13 protein-coding genes are annotated in these 18,455 nt (G+C 51.7%); 3 read left to right on the top strand and 10 right to left on the bottom strand.

Annotated elements, in window-relative coordinates; genetic code table 11:
- Window positions 1-167 precede the first annotated feature (167 nt).
- On the bottom strand, window positions 168-2,714 hold the full coding sequence (locus FYJ73_RS07900) for a mechanosensitive ion channel family protein (RefSeq protein WP_154534176.1): 2,547 nt from the start codon (window positions 2,712-2,714) through the stop codon (window positions 168-170).
- Between the two features lie 824 nt (window positions 2,715-3,538).
- On the opposite strand from FYJ73_RS07900, the gene FYJ73_RS07895 reads away from it, so the two are divergent.
- Both FYJ73_RS07895 and ald read left to right on the top strand, forming a co-directional pair.
- Window positions 3,539-3,709 (top strand): hypothetical protein, encoded by a 171-nt coding sequence (locus FYJ73_RS07895; RefSeq protein ID WP_336509588.1) that lies wholly within the window; start codon window positions 3,539-3,541, stop codon window positions 3,707-3,709.
- Window positions 3,710-4,527: 818 nt separating this feature from the next.
- Window positions 4,528-5,631 carry an alanine dehydrogenase gene (gene ald / locus FYJ73_RS07890; RefSeq protein ID WP_154534183.1) on the top strand — a complete coding sequence of 368 codons (1,104 nt, stop codon included), beginning with the start codon at window positions 4,528-4,530 and terminating at the stop codon, window positions 5,629-5,631.
- Between the two features lie 303 nt (window positions 5,632-5,934).
- On the opposite strand, the gene rbr is transcribed toward ald, so the two are convergent.
- The 9 genes from rbr to FYJ73_RS07845 all read right to left on the bottom strand — a co-directional run bounded on the left by rbr (window position 5,935) and on the right by FYJ73_RS07845 (window position 14,453).
- Window positions 5,935-6,477 (bottom strand): rubrerythrin, encoded by a 543-nt coding sequence (gene rbr / locus FYJ73_RS07885; protein WP_154534174.1) that lies wholly within the window; start codon window positions 6,475-6,477, stop codon window positions 5,935-5,937.
- Between the two features lie 141 nt (window positions 6,478-6,618).
- A complete protein-coding gene (locus tag FYJ73_RS07880; RefSeq protein WP_154534173.1) occupies window positions 6,619-8,853 on the bottom strand; it encodes a hypothetical protein in 2,235 nt (744 codons plus the stop codon).
- Window positions 8,831-9,796, bottom strand: a complete 966-nt coding sequence (locus FYJ73_RS07875; RefSeq protein ID WP_154534172.1) for a hypothetical protein — start codon at window positions 9,794-9,796, stop codon at window positions 8,831-8,833. Before FYJ73_RS07875 ends, FYJ73_RS07880 begins: the two co-directional genes overlap by 23 nt.
- Before the next feature lie 63 nt (window positions 9,797-9,859).
- Window positions 9,860-11,290, bottom strand: coding sequence for a Na+/H+ antiporter NhaC family protein (locus FYJ73_RS07870; protein ID WP_154534171.1), 1,431 nt, complete (start codon window positions 11,288-11,290; stop codon window positions 9,860-9,862).
- Window positions 11,291-11,363: 73 nt separating this feature from the next.
- Window positions 11,364-11,906, bottom strand: coding sequence for a hypothetical protein (locus FYJ73_RS07865; protein WP_154534170.1), 543 nt, complete (start codon window positions 11,904-11,906; stop codon window positions 11,364-11,366).
- 69 nt (window positions 11,907-11,975) lie between these two features.
- Entirely contained in the window at window positions 11,976-12,434 is a 459-nt protein-coding gene (locus FYJ73_RS07860) for a peroxiredoxin (RefSeq protein WP_154534169.1), read from the bottom strand.
- 48 nt (window positions 12,435-12,482) lie between these two features.
- On the bottom strand, window positions 12,483-12,854 hold the full coding sequence (locus tag FYJ73_RS07855) for a DMT family protein (RefSeq protein ID WP_262280943.1): 372 nt from the start codon (window positions 12,852-12,854) through the stop codon (window positions 12,483-12,485).
- Window positions 12,855-12,866: 12 nt separating this feature from the next.
- Window positions 12,867-13,583 carry a CDP-alcohol phosphatidyltransferase family protein gene (locus tag FYJ73_RS07850; RefSeq protein ID WP_154534167.1) on the bottom strand — a complete coding sequence of 239 codons (717 nt, stop codon included), beginning with the start codon at window positions 13,581-13,583 and terminating at the stop codon, window positions 12,867-12,869.
- 177 nt (window positions 13,584-13,760) lie between these two features.
- On the bottom strand, window positions 13,761-14,453 hold the full coding sequence (locus FYJ73_RS07845; protein WP_154534166.1) for a phosphatidylserine decarboxylase family protein: 693 nt from the start codon (window positions 14,451-14,453) through the stop codon (window positions 13,761-13,763).
- Window positions 14,454-14,627: 174 nt separating this feature from the next.
- Between FYJ73_RS07845 and dnaE the strand changes: the two genes are divergently transcribed.
- The gene (dnaE, locus tag FYJ73_RS07840; RefSeq protein ID WP_154534165.1) at window positions 14,628-18,347 is read left to right on the top strand and encodes a DNA polymerase III subunit alpha; all 3,720 of its coding nucleotides are present in this window, start codon (window positions 14,628-14,630) and stop codon (window positions 18,345-18,347) included.
- Window positions 18,348-18,455 lie beyond the last annotated feature (108 nt).

Below are 18,455 nucleotides of genomic sequence, written 5' to 3'. Positions count from 1 at the left end.
GTTAGAATGAAAGGACCTCGATGTTGGACCTGTGTCTGCTTCGGCTGTGTCCCAGAAAGCTTACCTGCTGTATATAAATAAATGAGGGAGACGACATTCGTTTGTCGTCTCCCTCATTATTTATATAGTGGTGATGTGCTCTGTTGAGTAGCTCTCCCTTCTTTTCGTTACGCTTTCGGGGTATCTTTCAGCGTCATGGTGCTGTCGCTTTTGATGTGCACGTCGCGCTGTGGATACGGTATCTCGATCTGATGCTCGTTGAGTGTGTTGTACAGTGCCTCGTAGATTTCACCTGTAGCGTAGATCTGCTTGCGGGAATCAACCCATGCGAGCACCTTGAAGTCGATGGAGTTGTCACCGAAGTTGACAAAGACCGTATTGATATATTTGATATAGTTCTTTCGTTCGATGCGCTTTACGGCGGCAGCGGCCAGCTCCTTCACCTCAGCGACGTTGCTGCCGTATGCCACGCCGACGGGAATGATGGCAAGCTCATAGCCGTGGTTCTTTGTCAGGTTCTTGTAGTTCTTGGTGAAAAGCTGTGAGTTTTGGAACGAGATGATGCTGCCGTCGAGGGCTTCGATCATCGTTGAAGTGTAGGAGATATTGCGTACGGTGCCGCGTGTGCCGTCGATGCTGACATAGTCACCGACGCGGATACGTCCTGCCATCAGCGAGATGCCGTAGTAGATATTCTCCAGAATGTCCTTCATAGCGAAACCGATACCTGTGGACAAACCGGCGGAGATCGCCACGATCCACGAGTTGTCGATATTGAAGATCTTCATCGAGATCATCAGCCAGATACCCCAGACAAGCACTTGGATGACGTTGCGCCACATGGCCGTACGGCTCACCACGGCCTGTGGGTCCTCACGGCGGTTCTCCTCTATGGCGTGGTCGTGCTCACTCTGTGCAAAGTGGTGATGGAGCAGATTGAGCGACGTGTGGCAGAAATAAGAGAAGAGATAGAAGAGAATCACCACCTGTACAGCCTTGAAGATGGAGAAGGTGAAGTTCTTCGTGTCGATCAGACGCATGCTGAAGATTTGGAGGGTAGTGTCGCTGAGGTTAAACACGTCGGCAGCCCAATAGATCGACAGAATGATGGACAGTGCGCCGGAAATAGGCAACAGGGCATAGTAGAAGAAACGGAAGAGCCATGTGCGCGTGATCGATGTTTCCTTGTCAAAGTAGCGCCGGTTGGGATGGTTGCCGAACCCCTTGAGCATCGATGATAAGCAGGTGATGGTCAGGATACAGGTCAGCTGCATGGTCCACCAGATCAGTGCTTCGACGGAGAGCAGCGTATAGCCGATGAGCGAAGCGATCACACTGAAGACAAATACGATGAGCGACATCGTGGTGTAGAACACGTCGCTCTTGGGCAACCGCTTCTGATAGTGCTTCACCACACGCCACTGCCAGACAGCACAGACCAGCAGCATCGGGGGGAAGATGAGGTTGACGAGAGTGTTGGGGATGAGGATGATGCGGAAGGCGATGACCAGAAAACACACGGTCATCACGGGGGCGTAGATGCGCAGTCCATTCTTGATCTGTACGCCATCCAGACGGATGAGCAGGGAAAGCAAGATGGCTGCCATCAGCCATGCAAACTCCATGAGCAGGCCGGTGGCCATGACAAAGAAGTTCTGAGCCACGGTTTGACGTAGCAAGCCCAGTAGCAGCGCAAAGGTGATCACCGTTGACGTGGCGATGATCGTGCGGCGCTTGGCAGTAAAGGAAGCCTTGCTCTGAACCATCCTCAAGTCTATTTCCTGTTCTTTGGATGGCTTCTCGTCTTGTCTCGAAGACGCTGAGGCTTGGATGCTGGCCTTGCGTTTATCGAACCATTGAAATAAAAAGTCGATCTTGCCGTGCTTGACAAGGTAGGTGAAGATGAAACCGATGATGAGATAGTTCAGACCTGTGGCAATCAGCACGCCAATGAACAGGGCAACGAAGAAACCTAAAATGATCCTTCCGTCCCATTCCGAGAGCGCATGATGCACCGGCCGGTATTTCATCAGCACGGAAGAGAGCGTGAGGTGGTATTCTTTGTTAAGGTCATGAAGGATAGCGATATAGTTCTCGCCCCCATTGTTGAAGATGCTCCGTTGTATCTCGCCGTAGCGCATGTTGGCATAGTCGTTGAGGTTTTTCAGCCCGTCTTCCGTACGGTTGTACAATGTGATATATTGCTTCATCTGTTCGTTGTTGTCGGCCAGAGTGCGCCGGATGTTGATGGCAAGCGTCAGACAGACGTTGCGGTCGAGCTTTGCTTTTGGAGAGAGTGCACCGGTGTACATATTGCTCAAGTCGCTGATCAAACTGTCGTAGCGGCTGACTTCGGTGTTGGTGTTGGTGATATAGTCGCGGAAGGGTGCCGCGTTGTTGCGAAACTGCCGATACTGTTCCGTTGCGGCATGGCAGGCATAGGTGAGGTCGAAGATGTTGCCCTCCTTTTGGGAATAGAGCATCAGAGCGTTTTGCTGACTTTGGTTGCCCACCGTGATCAGCTCTTTGACGACCATCTGTTGCTGGATTCGCAGGTCGTTTTGCTGTTTGTCGAGGTCATGGCGATAGGTGTTGAGCTCTTGGCGCAAGATGGATAGCGAACTGCTGATGTCGCGCTCCTTGAGTACAGCATAACTTGGCAATGCCGTGAGCAACAGCAATGTGAGGATGAGGCAATGGATATATCTCTTCATTTTCGATCGTGTATATTGTGTGGCAAAGTTATAAAAAGTATATGTATGGGGGAAGTGTGATGTGGTTAAAGAAGGTTAACAAAGTGACAACATTGGAGATTTTTTTCTATTTTTGTAAACGAAGAATTAAAGTTAAAATTGAGTTTACTGGATTACGTATGTTTCTTTGATATACAACCTATTAGGAATTCCTATATGCCGGCATAATTCTTCAATAGGAAACCAGATAACTCAATAGCCGGCAGGGGGGTGGCTTTTGCAGTCCACCCCCGTTTTTGTTTCCCTCCATATTAAGGAAAAGAGAAGAGAGCATAAGAAAGAGTCCGCAAAGGGACGGTCTGGATGCGAGAATACTGTGGAGCAACGGGGCTTGCTGCGACGACGTTACAGTTTACAGAATTCAACTTTCGAAAGCAGGGAACTGGAGAAGTGAACATCATTAGAGGACGTTCGCTTCGCGCGCGCGTTATATATATAAGGTGTAGATAAAGACGAGTGTCAGATGTGGTACGATACTGGAGCAATGAAAGGAGAAAGGTACAAGGGAGGAAAAGCCGTAGTTTGGTGACACAGAGTGATGAGACTAACGAATGATGCGGCTTTGAGGGTATCATCAAAAGGGAATAATGCTGAGATTAACGTTTGTTTACAGTTCGTAAAATACTGATTATCAGACGTTTTTAAAAAAGTTACACGAGAAGCATAAAAAAGTTGCTAAAAAAAGAACAACGTATTGAAAAAATGCGTACCTTTGCATCGTTGTTAATAAACAAATGATTGTTTTACAGATTTAAAAAGCAAAGAAAATGAAGAAATTAGTTTTTATGTTCGTAGCTATCGCAGCTATGTCTTTCGCATCTTGTGGTAATAAGAATCAGAGCGCTGCTCCTGCAACTGACTCTGACACAACAGCTGTTGCTGACACTGCTGACAGCGCTGCTACAGACTCTGCTGCAGCTCCTGCAGACACAACTGCTGCTCCTCAGGCTAAGTAATCGTTAGCTCGAACTGAAAAAATGAGAGAATGCGCCCGAGGCTATTTGCCCCGGGCGTTTTTGTTTTTGTCTTTTGTCTACCTGGCTTAACGGTTGCGTGACGAGTGGGCAAGTTATGTATGCTCATGGTAAGATGGGTATATATAGAGGAGTGTAAAACGTGTCAGAAGGTGTGTGTTTTTGGTATATGCGTCGGTTATAGTTGTTGATCTGTGTACAACGCCTTGACGCGTATCAACTTTTAAGGATAAAAATAGAAAACGAAGCGAAGAATGTGTATTCTTTCCTTCTTTGGCAATATCTTTGCAGCGTAAATAATAAACAAAAGATATTGGAAAGGAAAACTAAGACATGGTAACGATTATGATTGTCGTGACGGCTTCTGTCGCTATGATTGCGCAGACAGTCACCTTCATCAATGACTTGAGAAAAGACTAAGGCATTGTCTGAAGAATCATCCGTTTTTTGTTCTCCAATCCACTGAAAGGTGGAGAGAATAAAGTTCAAAGATTGTTTTGGGGATGGTGTATGAAAAGAGAAAAAGAGCCTCTCACAAACCGATTCTATTAGGAACAGGTTTTGTGAGAGCTTTTTTTATATACCTAAGCGTTATCGCGATATATCCACATGTTGGCATCTCAAAGAGATGATATGCTAACGGAACTTAGTTCGTTTACAGTATCTTGTGCGTTAAATATACTAAAAAGCAGTTTGCAATTGACCCAACCTATTTGTAAATCTCTTATTTTTGTAGAAAGAACGGTGAAAACCGTCGATGAGTTATCAACATTAATATCCTTAAAGTCTAATGTCCTATGATGAGAATTGGTATTCCAAAGGAGATTAAGCAGGGCGAGAGTCGTGTAGGCATGACTCCCGCGGGTGTCGCTGAGTTGATCAAGCACGGTCATCATGTCTTCGTACAGCATACGGCTGGAGAGGGCAGTGGCTTTTCCGATGAGGCTTACGAGCGTGTGGGTGCAGAGATACTGCCGACTATAGAGGAGGTCTATGCTCAGTCGGAGATGATCATCAAGGTCAAGGAACCCATCGAGCCTGAGTATGCGCTGATCCGAAAGGATCAGTTGGTCTACACTTACTTCCATTTTGCCAGCGACCGGCCGTTGACCGAGGCGATGATCAAGAGTGGCGCGGTGTGCCTGGCCTATGAGACCGTGGAGGAAGCCGACCACAGTCTGCCGTTGCTGCGGCCGATGAGTGAGGTAGCCGGGCGCATGGCTATTCTCAACGGAGCCTATTATCTTCAGAAGACGAAAGGCGGAAAGGGCAAGCTCATCAGTGGCGTGCCCGGCGTGAAACCGACAAAGGTGCTCGTCCTCGGCGGTGGTACTGTCGGTGAGGCAGCCGCTCGCATGGCAGCAGGTATGGGTGCTGACGTGGTGATCACCGATATCTCTCTGCCCCGACTGCGGCAGCTGAGCATTGAGCTGCCGGCCAATGTGACGACGCTCTACTCCTCAGAGCACAACATCCGGCAGGAGTTGGCAGACGTGGATATCGTTGTCGGCTCGGTACTTATCCCCGGTGACAAGACACCGCATCTGATTACGCGCGACATGCTCAGCCTGATGGAGCCCGGAACAGTGCTGGTCGATGTGGCCATCGACCAGGGCGGCTGCTTCGAGACTTCCCATCCGACGACACACGCTGAACCGGTTTATACCGTCGACGGCATCGTGCACTACTGTGTGGCAAACATTCCGGGTGCTGTGCCAAACACCTCGACAATGGCACTGACCAATGCTACATTGAAATACGCTTTGCAGCTGGCCGACAAGGGATGGCGCAAAGCATGCGAAGACAATCCGGCCCTGCGCAAAGGCTTGAACATCGTTGAAGGCAAGGTGGTGTTTAAACCTGTCGCTGATGTGTGGGGACTCAAATACGAAGAACTCGCCTAATTGGAACTAATTATAATCCTATTTTTCGAAAGGAATCTATGCTGTTGCTCCTTCGGGGGCTTCAGTTGTGCTTAGACATAAAGAGTTATGTCGGCAAGGAATTCCTAATAAGCAATTTTAAGTAAGTAATTGAGAAGGAGTGACGACGTGATGTCGTTGCTCCTTTTTTAGTGTTTCCTTTTTACGGACGCGGTTGACGCTGGTTGCTGTTATAAATAAAAAAGCAGTGACCATCGAAGGATGATCACTGCTTTATAGCGAATACCTATCAAGACTCTTGGGTCTTGCTAAGGTTGTTATTGCTTAGAAGTTCTCAGCCTTGAGCTCGAAGAAGCTCTGCGGATGCTTGCAGACAGGGCATACTTCGGGAGCCTTAGGACCGACAACAACGTGTCCGCAGTTGCGGCAAACCCAGATAGCGTCTCCGTCACGGCTGAAGACGAGGGCATCCTCGATGTTTTTCAACAGCTTGCGATAGCGCTCCTCGTGTGTCTTCTCGATGGCAGCGACAGCGCGGAACTTGTAGGCGATCTCTGTGAAGCCTTCCTCCTCAGCTTCCTTAGCCATGTGGGCGTACATGTCAGTCCACTCGTAGTTCTCGCCGTCAGCGGCAGCCTTGAGGTTCTCGCGTGTGCTCTTGAGATCACCGCCCTCAAGATACTTGAACCACAGCTTAGCGTGCTCCTTCTCGTTCTGAGCGGTCTCCTCGAAGATAGCAGCGATCTGCTCGTAGCCATCCTTACGTGCCTTGGATGCGAAGTAAGTGTATTTGTTACGTGCCTGGCTCTCACCAGCAAAAGCCTCCTGGAGGTTCTTCTCTGTCTTTGTTCCTTTCAGTTCTTTCATAATGTTTTTGATGTTAATGGTTGTGTGGCATTGCCACGTGTTGTGTTTATATTGTTACGATGCAAAGTTAAGCGTCTTTTTCGGAATAGCCAAATAATATGCGACTAACCTTTCATAACTATTGTTAATGACTATTATGTGTTACTGCTCGAGAAACCTCTTCAGCACATCGCAGTGCGAGACGTAAGGGTTTGACTGATAGTCAGGATTGAAGGTGAGGAATCTGTAGAGTTTCGCCAATGCCTTGTATTGTCTCGTATCCTTCCGGAAGTTGACGGTTTCGTCTGAAAAGACGTATGGATAGCCATCTATGGCGTTGTCTCGACGGATGAACGCCAGGGCGTAGAGGCTCTTGAACTGGATATTTTTGTCGCCTTTGAGTGAGCACTCGTCCAGATAGTTGATGGCATCGAGGATCAGGTCACGGTCGCCGGTGCGCACCGTGTCTGCGCAGCTCCAGTCGTAGTGGGTGAGATACCAGCAGTCTCCTTCGTAGCTGGCCTGATAGAGCAGGGAGGCAAGGACGTAACCGACCTGGGTACGCAGCGAGTCACTGCCAGCGTTTTGATAGAGGTGCTGCAGTTTGGTGACGTCCTGGCAGAAGTTGAGCTTCTGATTACCGGTGATGTCGACAGATCGTGGCCCGGTTTCCTGCGTGTTGTCGATGATCTGATGCACGAACCAGCGTGGTCGCTGATAGTTACGTCGCCCGATGTATCCACAGATATTCGAGTTGTAGATGAAGTCGGTGCTTACCTTTTTAAGATATGGTATCGCTTCTTCAAAATGGCCAGCAGCCATGAGACGTGTACCAATGAGATCGTTGTAGTAATCGTCATTCAAGTAACTGCTCTTGCAGGCAGCCTCAGCGAGCGGACTGTCGGTATGCGTTGCGTGGAGGTAAGCGACGTACTGTTTGAGTGAGTCGACGGTGAGATGTTGCAAAGCATCGTAGTAATCTCCTCTCCAGTCCGGCAGGTCGTTGTAGCTGTTAGCCGGTTGATAGTAAGTGGGCACATGCTTTCTTATGCTCGGCAGCGTGCCGTCATTGTCGTGGTTGTCCATATTGGCGAGCATGGCGAGGGCGAGGAATCCATTGCCCTGCTTTTGCAGTTCGGGCACGAGATGGTTGTAGACCATGCGTTGCAGCATGTTGGCGAAATAGGGATCCGCCACATAGGTGATGCCCTGATCGTCCTTTGTTTCTGTCAGCTTGCTCATGCTGCGCATCCATTCGATTTCTTTGATAAGATGGTTTTGCTGCTGTTCATCCATCTTCTCGGTGTAGACGCTGTTGATGTCCGCGATGGCGCGGGCGTTGTCGTGCATGCGTTGTGTGCCTTCGGCGGTGATGGCCTGTGCAAGCGCAGTCTTTGCGGCACTGTAGTTGCCGAGGAGCAGTTGCAGTGCTCCGGTGGCCTCGTGCCAGAGAGCCGGCGTAGTGGTTTTGCCCTCTTTCAGTACTTGTGCGGCGAAGGCGATGAAGGCTTGTGCCTCATCTTGATAGATCGCGCGGGCACCGACTTCCTCGATGGCCTCGGTATATTCCTTTTTTGTCCACTGGGCCTTGTCGGCATCTGGGATGAAAGCCGACGGACGGGTATATACATCCTGCGTTTCCTGCACGTTGTTGACAAAGTCCTGTACGAGATAGGGTAGAACACGGCTGTTGGCATCGCGGGCATAGATGGCCTTGATACCACTGAGATTGCGGTAGTGGCGCACGCACCATCGCATGCTCTGATGGTCGTTTTGACGGGCATAGATCTCCAGCGCGTCACGCTGCTTGCCGGTCTTGAGTAGTGCGCGTGCATAGATGTTCTCCATCATGTCGCGGTAGACGCTCTGTGGCATGCGGCTGGCCGTGGTCTTCCAGTAGTTGATATTCTGGATGTTGTAGCCCAAGAGCATGTTGGCGCGCATGGCGAGCAGACGGTATTGGGCGAGCAATTTGCGTCCACGATAAGCCTTGGCGGCAGCGAGCATCTGCGTGAGTCCCTGCTTGCGCTGCAGCAGTTGCTTGCGGGTGGGATATTCCCAGGTGTCGCCGAGATCACGGCTGATCTTGAGATATTTATTGAGCCAGCCGAGATAGCGCACCATCTCATAGTCCTTCTTCTGCCGTGCCAGCTTCATGATGAAGGTGGGCGCGTCGGTATTGGTCTTTCTGTCCCAACCGTCGACATAGCCGTCAACACGTCCGTTGGTGTACTGTTTCCAAAAGTCGTTGATGGCTTTGAGCTGTTTGCTGTCAGTCTGTTGCTGTGTCGGCTCCACGCATATGAGGTAATAGTTATAGGTGGGTTTCTCCGACACGCAAGCCATCGACCTGCCAAAAGTCATCAGCAGGAGGCTAACGATGATAAATCTTCTCATAATCAGAAACTTGGAATCTTTTTATGTTGTTGGTTTGCAAATCATAGAGTATAATCTCGTCGTGAGCATCGGGACGCAGCTCGCTGATCGTCTGATGCGCTTCGAGAATGTGCCGCAGGTCGGTGTCGCGCGTGATGATCTTGTCGCCCGGCAATATCGGATAGTCGTCGTCGCTGTGGAGAATGCCGACGAAGTGGTCGCCACGGAAGAGCACACGCCAGGAGAAGATAGGGTAAGCTGTGGACAGAGACAGCTTATAAGTAGCGAGAAAGCGCAGGTAGGACTTCACATCAGCGATGTTGAGGATGGGGTATCGGTTGTTGATGTCGCGCACGTCGCCGGTGTTATATGCCATCAGCACGCCGCGGTCGGCAGGCGGCACGGGCTGTGTGAGCTGATGAAAGCGGATGGTGGTCGACAGCTGCAAGTGTTGCTCGTGTGCCAAGTTCCGCAGGACAGAGAGAAAATCGAAGTAGGTGCGTCGTGTGCTGATGGTCCAGTCGCAGTCGATCTGCAGTTCGTTGACAGGTCCGAGCTGTAGCGTGCTTGTCATCTGTCCGACGCGTCTGAGGATCTTGTTGGCCAAGTCCGTAGCCTCGGTATAGTTTTGTCCGATTGCCTTCATGCAGTCGTTGGTGATGTAGACCACCGGTGTCACCGTCACTCCTTTGGGCACGCGCCCCACCACATTGACACTGGCGTTGGGCATCGGCGTGCCGTTGGTCATTACCACGTCGAAGTATCGCAGATAGATATGTGTGATGCGTTGGTGACGGATGAAGGCCGCCACAGTCGAGTCGTTGGGAGCGAATGTCGTCTGCCAGCAATAGACGGAGCGCCGGGGCTGTGCTGTGTGCCCCTCTCGTCGGCATCCAGCCAGCATCACGATCAAAAGCGACGCAAGCAGAAGCGTACAGAAACCGGACTGTCTTTTCTCATTCATATATCATTACTTTACCGGCGCAAAGATATAACAAAGAGATGAGTTAGCAAAGAATGGCGAAGCTTATTTTTCCGTATTGCTAACGTTGCGGTAAATCTTAAAGCCGAGGGCAGCGATCGTCATGCTCATCAGCGGACAGAGATAGCAGAAAACGGTGTATGGCAGATAGGTCAGCGTCGGCACATTGAGCACCGATGACTGTGTCATGCCGCAAGTACTCCAGGGCACGAGCACCGAGGTCACCGTACTGGAGTCCTCGATACTGCGGCTGAGCAGCCGCGGCTCGAAGCCCTCTTTCTCATAGATGCTCTTGTACATGCTGGCGCTGAGCATGATAGAGAGATACTGGTCGGCGACGGTGGTGTTGAAGAAAATACCCGAGATGACGGTGGAGGCAACCAGTCCGAAACGTGTACGCGTTAGGGGCAGGAGCAGGTGCATGATGTTGGCAAGCATGCCGCTGGCCTTCAAGACGCCGCCAAAGCAGATGGCACAGAGGATCAGCCATACTGTGCCCATCATGCCCTGCATGCCGCGAGTGGCCAAGAGGGCATCGCAAGCTGAGTTGCCGGTGTGTACGGCAGTAGCACCGAAACCACTGAGCATGACGCCTTTGAAGAGTGTCAGTGCGGTGGTGTCGTGGGCACCGATGACCTCAGCGAGAATATGAGGTTGGAAGAAGATGGCAAAGAGTCCGGCCAGAACAGAGGAGGCAAAGAGCACGATGATCGCGGGAAGCTTGCGGGCGATCATCAGTGCGGTGGCTACAGGTACGATGAGCAGCCATGGCGAGAGATTGTATTTGCCTTGCAGGGCCAGGGTGAAAGCAGAGGTGTCGATGGCAGAATGACCGGCTACGAAGAGTCCGGCGACGGCATATACGATCAGCGCGATGACGACGGCAGGCACAGTGGTAATGGTCATGTAGCGTATATGCGTGAACAGTGGTGTGCCCACCACACTGGATGCCAGCACAGTGGTGTCGGAGAGTGGCGACATCTTATCACCGAAATAGGCACCGGAGAGTATGGCTCCGGCAGTCCAGCCATCGCTGAATCCAAGTGCCTTGCCAATGCCCATGAGAGCAATGCCAATGGTTGCCACGGTGGTCCAGGAGCTGCCCGTCATCACAGAGACAAAGCCGCTGATGACACAACAGCACAGCAGGAAGACATAGGGATTGATGATCTTCATGCCCCAGTAGATCAGCGTGGGGACCACACCGCTGACAGTCCATGTGCCGGAGAGCAGGCCGATGAGCAGCAGGATGACGATAGCTGTTCCCACGCTGCCGATGGACTTGTTGATCTCTGTCTCCAATGTCTTCCATGGAATATGGAAGCCTAATACTGCGATCAGGCCGCAGACTCCCGTAGAGAGTATCAGTGCCAGCTGACTGCCGCCGGAGAGCGCGTCTGTTCCGTAGACGTGAATGACAATGCCAAGAAACGCCATCAGGAAGACAACGGGGGCAAGAGAGAGTACATACCTCATAAGGTGTAGCGTGTTTTGTAGTGAACGATGAATAGCATCAGTGCTGTGTGCAGGATCAAGAGTTGGCTTGCCATCAACATTTCTCCATGTGGTAGCCCAAAGACTTCAGTTCCATGGCTGCCCCCATCAAGTACATCTCATGGAGCGCGGCAATGAAGACCCGAAAAGCGTCCGGCGTGCCGGGCTCCACATGCAGGTGGCTGATCGTGTTGTAGGTGCGGGCGGCGCACTCGCCGACGGTTTGCTGTAGCTTCTCGCCTTGTTCGGGCGTGAGATGAAGAACCTGCTGGCGGATGTAGTCGTCGAGATGATCAAAGTCAGTGTTGAGGATCATCATCTTGTAAAGGTCGGGAACATGGCTGTAGCGTTCCCAATCCTCGTCCCAATAGTAGGCAATCGCCATGCCGATATACATCATCCATCCGAGTGCCACGGTGGGGTAGTGGTTCCATTCGCGCAGTGCGTCGGGCAGATAACTCTCGCCGATGGTAGCCCACAGTGCCTCGATGTCCGGAGCTTCGGGAAAGTGCTTGTCGATGAGATCGTGGGCCTCCAGATACGAGGCGAGGTCTTTATGAAAGGTATCCTCAAATTCTTTTGTTCTGTTCTCTTCCATTGTCTTGCAACCTTTCTTTGTTGTATAGAAACAAATATCGGGAGGGTAAGTTCCCTCCCGTTGCTTTGTTTAGGCTTCAGAGCCTAAGATCTGTTGTGCATGTTCCTTCACCTTGATTTGCTTCGGCCGGAAGATCTCGGTGATCACACCGTTCTCGTCGGTCACGAAAGTTGTGCGGAACGTACCCATGGTGGTTTTTCCGTACATCTTCTTCTCACCGTAGGCACCGAGCGTCTCCACGAGTTTCTTGTCCGTGTCAGCGATGAGGGGGAAGGGCAGGCTATATTTAGCGATGAACTTCTTGTGGCTCTCCGCACTCTGAATGCTCACGCCGACGACGGCATAGCCTTTTGCGAGCATCGACTGATAGTTGTCCCGCAAGTTGCAGGCCTCGTTGGTGCATCCCGGCGTGGAGTCGCGCGGATAGATATAGAGTACGAGCTTTTTGCCTTGGAAGTCGCTCAGCTTCACTTCGTTGCCGTCCTGGTCAAGTCCCAGGAACTCCGGCAGTTTGTCTCCTATTTCCATAATAATAATGTGTTATTGTGTTATTGTAAACTTCATAACCGAAGTCTGTTATTTCATAAACACGAAGTACACCGCCGCTATCAGGCAGGCGAAGGCCGCGAGATGGTTCCAGTGAAGGCTCTGCCCTTGGAAGAGTATGTTCGCAATAACGGCAAAGACGATCAGCGAGACACACTCCTGGATCACTTTCAGCTGTATGAGCGAGAAAGGTCCGCCGTCGCCTTGGAAGCCAATACGGTTGGCGGGTACCTGACAACAATACTCGAAGAAGGCGATGCACCACGAAAAGACGATGACGCCGATCAGTGGCCAGTGGTTACTGATGTGTGCCTGTTGCAGTTTCAGATGGCCATACCATGCCAAGGTCATAAAGACATTGCTGCACAAAAGCAATGCGATAGTAGATAATCCCCGATACACTTTCTTTATCGTTTACTTGTTGTTTGTGGCACTCTTGGCGTCACTGATGACAGAGAGTACCACGTACCATGCGATGATAATGGCGAAAGCGTATTCCTGGAAGATGATCAGCAGCGGCACACAAGTGATGAGGAAAGAGTAGCGAAGCTCGTTGCCCTTCCATCCCCAGTGCTTAAATTTCAGTGCGAACATCGGTATCTCGGCGATGAGCAGCCATGAGCTGACGAGCATGAGGGCGATGAGAGCCACGGACATATAAGGCGACAGCGTCTCCCAATACTTGGCACTGAGGATCAGCGACCCCCAGAAGAGAGCGTTGGCAGGCGTTGGCAGTCCGATGAATCCCATGGTCTGACGCTCATCAAGATTGAACTTGGCGAGACGAAGTGCCGAAAAGGCTGCCATGACATAAGCCACGAAAGCCACATAGTCGCTCACTGGCTGAAGCCAAGAGGGATAGTCCATCACGAGCAACTGGGAGAACAGCATCGTAGAGGGAGCCACGCCGAAGGTGACATCGTCGGCCAATGAGTCCAACTCCTTACCGATTGGTGAGGGCACATGCAGCAGACGCGCGCTCATACCATCGAAGAAATCAAAAACGGCCCCGATGATAATCCACAGCAATGCCAGTTCCGGGTCGTGGAAAAAAGCAAAGCACGTAGCGATGCAGCCCGAGATGAGGTTGCAACAAGTCAGCGTGTTGGGGATATGTTTCTTGATATTCATAGTGAATACTGATTATAATCCTATTGAAGTTCCTGAATATTTTTCGATGCTCAAAGCGTGTCGCACACGATCCATATACCTTCATACATGGAGGCAATGGCTTTCAGCGACATACAGGCAAAGGGCAGAGAGTGCACGATCCTCGTGATGGTTCGTACACAGTGCATGGCTCGTTATTTACGCGAGTGTCGCGAGGATCGTCTGGTCGCCCGTTGTCTTCTGTCCCATCTTCACCATCACTTTGCTGTCCAATGGCAGGAAGACATCCACACGTGAGCCGAGCTTGATGAATCCCAAGTGCTCGTCGATATAGCAGTCTTCCCCCTCTTTGGCGTAGGTGACGATGCGGCGGGCCACAGCACCGGCAATTTGGCGGCACAGCACGTCGACACCGTGCTCTGTCGTGATCATTGTGTCAGCGCGCTCGTTCTCTTCGCTGGCCTTTGGCAGCCAAGCCTTGTGGTAGTTGCCGTTCTGATGCTTGACAAACTTCACCTTCCCGTCGACTGGGAACCAGTTGGCGTGTACGTTGAAGAGGCTCATGAAGATACTGATCATCAACCGCTTGTCATGGAAATACTCATTCTCCTCTACCTCTTCGATCACCACGATCTTACCGTCAGCAGGCGCCACGACGATCTTGTCGGTGTCTTCCACGTTGAGGTATCTCACCGGACACTGGTAGAAATTAAAGACGATGCCATAGACAACACCAAAGACGAGGATGAACAGCCAAAACGGCCATTTCGTGTCGAAGCCGTACCACAGGGCGGCACCGGCGGCAATGATGAAGATGAGTCCGTAGAGCAATGTGTCATTGCCCTCACGGTGTATGCGTATTTTCTTTAGTTTCTGTATCTTTTTTCCCATGGTTGCTCTAAGAGAGTTTTCGGTTTTTCTTTTCAGTTGCTTGCAAAGTTAATTCTTTTTTATCACTCCTACAAATTTTTTATACGCTACTTTTGGCTGTCTCGCTTTTTAGGCGTAACTTTACACTCGGATTAAGCACATGATAAGCTTTTTTACTTTCAAAGAGAAGAATTGATGGAAGATTTCGTTCATTTGCACGTACATACTCATTATTCTATACTTGACGGTCAGTCCAAGGTGCCTCACCTGGTCGACAAAGCCATCAAGGACGGCATGAAGGGCATGGCCATTACCGACCACGGCGTGATGTATGGCATCAAGGAGTTCTCGGACTATTGTGCCGGTGTCAACAAGCAGCGCAAGGCCGACGGACTGGAGCCGTTCAAGCCTATCTTTGGCTGTGAGATGTATGTGGCGCACCATCACAAGGAGGACAAGAACAAGGAGGCTGGTGACAAATCGGGCTATCACCTCATCGTCTTGGCAAAGAACTACCACGGATATAAGAATCTCATCAAGCTCGTCAGCCGTGCCTGGACCGACGGATACTATTACCGGCCACGTACCGACCGCTACGACTTGGAGAAATACCACGAGGATCTGATCGTCTGCTCGGCGTGTATTGCCGGCGAGGTGCCTGCCAAGATACTCAAAGGCGACATCGAGGGGGCCAAGGAAGCTGCCCGCTGGTACCACCGGGTCTTTGGTGATGACTACTATCTCGAGTTGCAGCGCCATGAGGTTAAAGACCCTAACATCCGTGCCAACCGCGATACCTTCCCCTTGCAGCAGCGTGCCAATGCCGTGCTGATGAAGATCGCAAAGGAAGAAGGCATCAAGCTCGTATGTACCAACGACTGTCACTTCGAGGACAAAGACACCGCTGAGGCCCACGACCACCTGCTCTGTCTGGCCACCGGAAAGGATCTTGATGATCCCACCCGTATGCTCTATACCAAGCAGGAGTGGTTTAAGACACAGCAGGAGATGAACGACATCTTCAGCGATGTGCCCGAGGCGTTGCGCAACACGCAGGAGATTCTCAATAAGGTAGAGATCTACAGTATCGACCACGGACCCATCATGCCGTTCTTCCCCATCCCTGAGAGCTTCGGTACGGAAGAGGAATGGCACAAGAAATTCACCGAGGAGCAACTCTTCAAAGAGTTCACTACCGATGAGCACGGCGAGAATCCTCTGCCTCCCGACAAGGCGCAGGCCGTCATCGACCGACTCGGCGGCTACGACAAGATCTACCGCATCAAGTTCGAGGCCGACTATCTGGCCAAGCTCGCCTACGACGGTGCGAAGAAACGCTACGGCGATCCGCTGCCCGACAACGTCAAGGAGCATATCAACTTCGAGTTGCATGTGATGAAGACGATGGGTTTCCCGGGCTACTTCCTCATCGTGCAGGACTTCATCAATGCCGCCCGCAACGAGCTCGGCGTGTGGGTGGGACCGGGACGTGGCTCTGCCGCCGGCTCTGTTGTCGCCTATTGTCTGGGTATCACCAAGATAGACCCGCTGAAATACGACTTGCTGTTTGAGCGTTTCCTCAACCCCGATCGTGTCAACCTACCGGATATTGATACCGACTTCGACGACGACGGGCGTGGCAAGGTGCTCCGTTGGGTCATGGACAAATACGGGCACGAGAACTGTGCCCACATCATCACCTATGGCAGTATGGCCACGAAGAACTCACTCGCCGACGTGGCGCGTGTGGAGAAACTCCCCTTGGAGAAGGCCAACGCATTGAAGAAAGCTATCCCCGACCGACTGCCCGACGGCATGAAGATGAACCTCGAGAATGCCATCAAGTGCACGCCGGAGCTGCGCGAGGCAATGGCTTCGCCCGATCCCCGTGAGCGCAACACCATCAAATATGCCCGTCAGCTCGAGGGTACCATCCGTGGCACGGGTCTTCACGCCTGTGGTTTCATCATCTGCCGGGACCCGATCAGCGACTGGGTCCCCGTGTCCACGGCCGACGACCCTGACTTCCCGGGACTGAAATGTGCCGTCACGCAATACGACGGACACGTCATCGAGTCCACGGGACTCATCAAGATGGACTTCCTCGGACTCAAGACGCTCTCTGAGTTGAAGGAGGCTTGCAAGGTCATCAAGCAGACGACAGGTGATGTCATCGACCTCGACAACATCCCGATCGACGATGATCTCACCTATAAACTCTATCAGCAGGGACGCACCATCGGTACTTTCCAGTTTGAGTCGCCAGGTATGCAGAAATACCTGCGTGAGCTTAAGCCGACGGTTTTTGAGGACTTGATCGCTATGAACGCCCTTTATCGTCCGGGACCAATGGACTATATCCCCTCGTTCATTGCCCGCAAGAACGGACAGGAACCGATCACCTACGACATTCCGTGCATGGAGAAATACCTCAAGGACACCTATGGTATCACCGTCTATCAGGAGCAGGTGATGCTTCTCTCGCGTCAGCTGGCCAACTTCACGCGTGGACAGAGCGATGCCCTGCGTAAGGCCATGGGTAAGAAAAAGAAAAAGATCGTCGACCAGATGAAGCCGCTCTTTCTCGAAGGCGGTCAGAAGAACGGTCACGACCCGAAGGTGCTTGAGAAGATATGGTCGGATTGGGAGAAGTTCGCTTCCTATGCTTTCAACAAGTCTCACGCTACCTGCTACTCCTGGGTGGCCTACCAGACCGCCTATCTCAAGGCTCACTACCCGGCAGAATACATGGCTGCCCTGATGACACGCCGCCACAGCGACATCGGCGAGATCACCAAGCTCATGGAGGAATGCAAGTCGATGAACATCCCGACGCTGGGACCTGATGTCAACGAGAGCTATGTGCAGTTTGGTGTGAACAAAAATGGTGAGATCCGTTTTGGCCTCTCTGCCATCAAGGGCATGGGCGCCGGCGCTGCCGCCGCCATCGTCAGGGAACGGGAAGCCAACGGACCTTATAAGGATATCTACGACTTTGCCGAGCGTGTCAGCCTGAAGGATGTCAACCGCAAGGCTTTTGAGAGTCTGGCGCTCAGCGGTGGCTTCGACTGTTTCGGCAATCAGCGTGAGCAGTATCTGGCACCCAACGCCAAAGGAGAGATTTTCCTCGACCTCATCGTGCGCTTCGGCCAGCAATACCAGGAGGATAAGAGTCAGGCTGCCAACTCGCTCTTCGGGGCCATGGCCGGCGATATTGCCGTGGCCACGCCGCCGTTGCCCAAGGCAGAGCCGTGGAGCTCTATCGAGCGCTTGGGCAAGGAGAAGGAGCTCGTCGGCATCTATCTCAGTGCACATCCGCTGGATGAGTACGCCATCGTACTGCGCCATCTGTGCAATACCAGTTGCGCCGAAGTCGGCAACCGCGACAACCGTGAGGAACTCTCACAGCGGGGTGAACTGACTTTCGGTGGAATGGTCACTAAAGTCAACACGCGCTACAACAAGCGTGGCGAGCCTTTCGGCATAGTAACTATAGAAGATTTCGAGGGGCCGGGAGAGCTTGCTCTCTTCGGCGACGATTGGGCGCGCTGGCAAGGATGGTTCAAGGAGGGCTCGCCGGTGTATGTCATTGCCAAGTGTTTCAAGCGTTTCCCGACAAGTCAATACTACAGTTTCAACGTGATCAGCGTGGAGTTTCTCGCTAAAGTCAAGGACACGCGCATCAACCGGCTGACGATCTCGGTCAAGAGCAAGGCACTCGACGAGGCAACGGTCAGCGACCTGCTCTCGCTGGTCGAGGAGAAACCGGGCAGGACAGAGCTCTACTTCAATGTCGACGACGAGGAGACGGGCACCAAGTTGCTCCTTCGCGCTACCACCAAGCGCGTGGAAGTGGGCAAGCAACTCGTGGAGTACGTCGACGGGCGGCAGGACATGACGCTGGTGCTTAACTGAGGAATGTATAATGTAGAGTGTATAAATAATAATGTATAAATGTTAGCGCATACCTAATACATACCGGGTAACTTATCAATACATGCGGAATACCTTATACATATATAT

Origin of the sequence: Hallella mizrahii, assembly GCF_009695775.1 — a bacterium.
GTDB lineage: Bacteria > Bacteroidota > Bacteroidia > Bacteroidales > Bacteroidaceae > Prevotella > Prevotella mizrahii.
Note: the sequence above shows the minus strand (reverse complement) of the source record. Positions and strands in the feature narration are given on the sequence as shown.

Bases quoted from the DNA above. Each gene is read 5' to 3' on its own strand.
- FYJ73_RS07900 (WP_154534176.1), bottom strand. From the start codon at position 2,714: ATGAAGAGATATATCCATTGCCTCATCCTCACATTGCTGTTGCTCACG.
- FYJ73_RS07895 (WP_336509588.1), top strand. From the start codon at position 3,539: ATGTTCGTAGCTATCGCAGCTATGTCTTTCGCATCTTGTGGTAATAAG.
- ald (WP_154534183.1), top strand. From the start codon at position 4,528: ATGAGAATTGGTATTCCAAAGGAGATTAAGCAGGGCGAGAGTCGTGTA.
- rbr (WP_154534174.1), bottom strand. From the start codon at position 6,477: ATGAAAGAACTGAAAGGAACAAAGACAGAGAAGAACCTCCAGGAGGCT.
- FYJ73_RS07880 (WP_154534173.1), bottom strand. From the start codon at position 8,853: ATGAGAAGATTTATCATCGTTAGCCTCCTGCTGATGACTTTTGGCAGG.
- FYJ73_RS07875 (WP_154534172.1), bottom strand. From the start codon at position 9,796: ATGAATGAGAAAAGACAGTCCGGTTTCTGTACGCTTCTGCTTGCGTCG.
- FYJ73_RS07870 (WP_154534171.1), bottom strand. From the start codon at position 11,290: ATGAGGTATGTACTCTCTCTTGCCCCCGTTGTCTTCCTGATGGCGTTT.
- FYJ73_RS07865 (WP_154534170.1), bottom strand. From the start codon at position 11,906: ATGGAAGAGAACAGAACAAAAGAATTTGAGGATACCTTTCATAAAGAC.
- FYJ73_RS07860 (WP_154534169.1), bottom strand. From the start codon at position 12,434: ATGGAAATAGGAGACAAACTGCCGGAGTTCCTGGGACTTGACCAGGAC.
- FYJ73_RS07850 (WP_154534167.1), bottom strand. From the start codon at position 13,583: ATGAATATCAAGAAACATATCCCCAACACGCTGACTTGTTGCAACCTC.
- FYJ73_RS07845 (WP_154534166.1), bottom strand. From the start codon at position 14,453: ATGGGAAAAAAGATACAGAAACTAAAGAAAATACGCATACACCGTGAG.
- dnaE (WP_154534165.1), top strand. From the start codon at position 14,628: ATGGAAGATTTCGTTCATTTGCACGTACATACTCATTATTCTATACTT.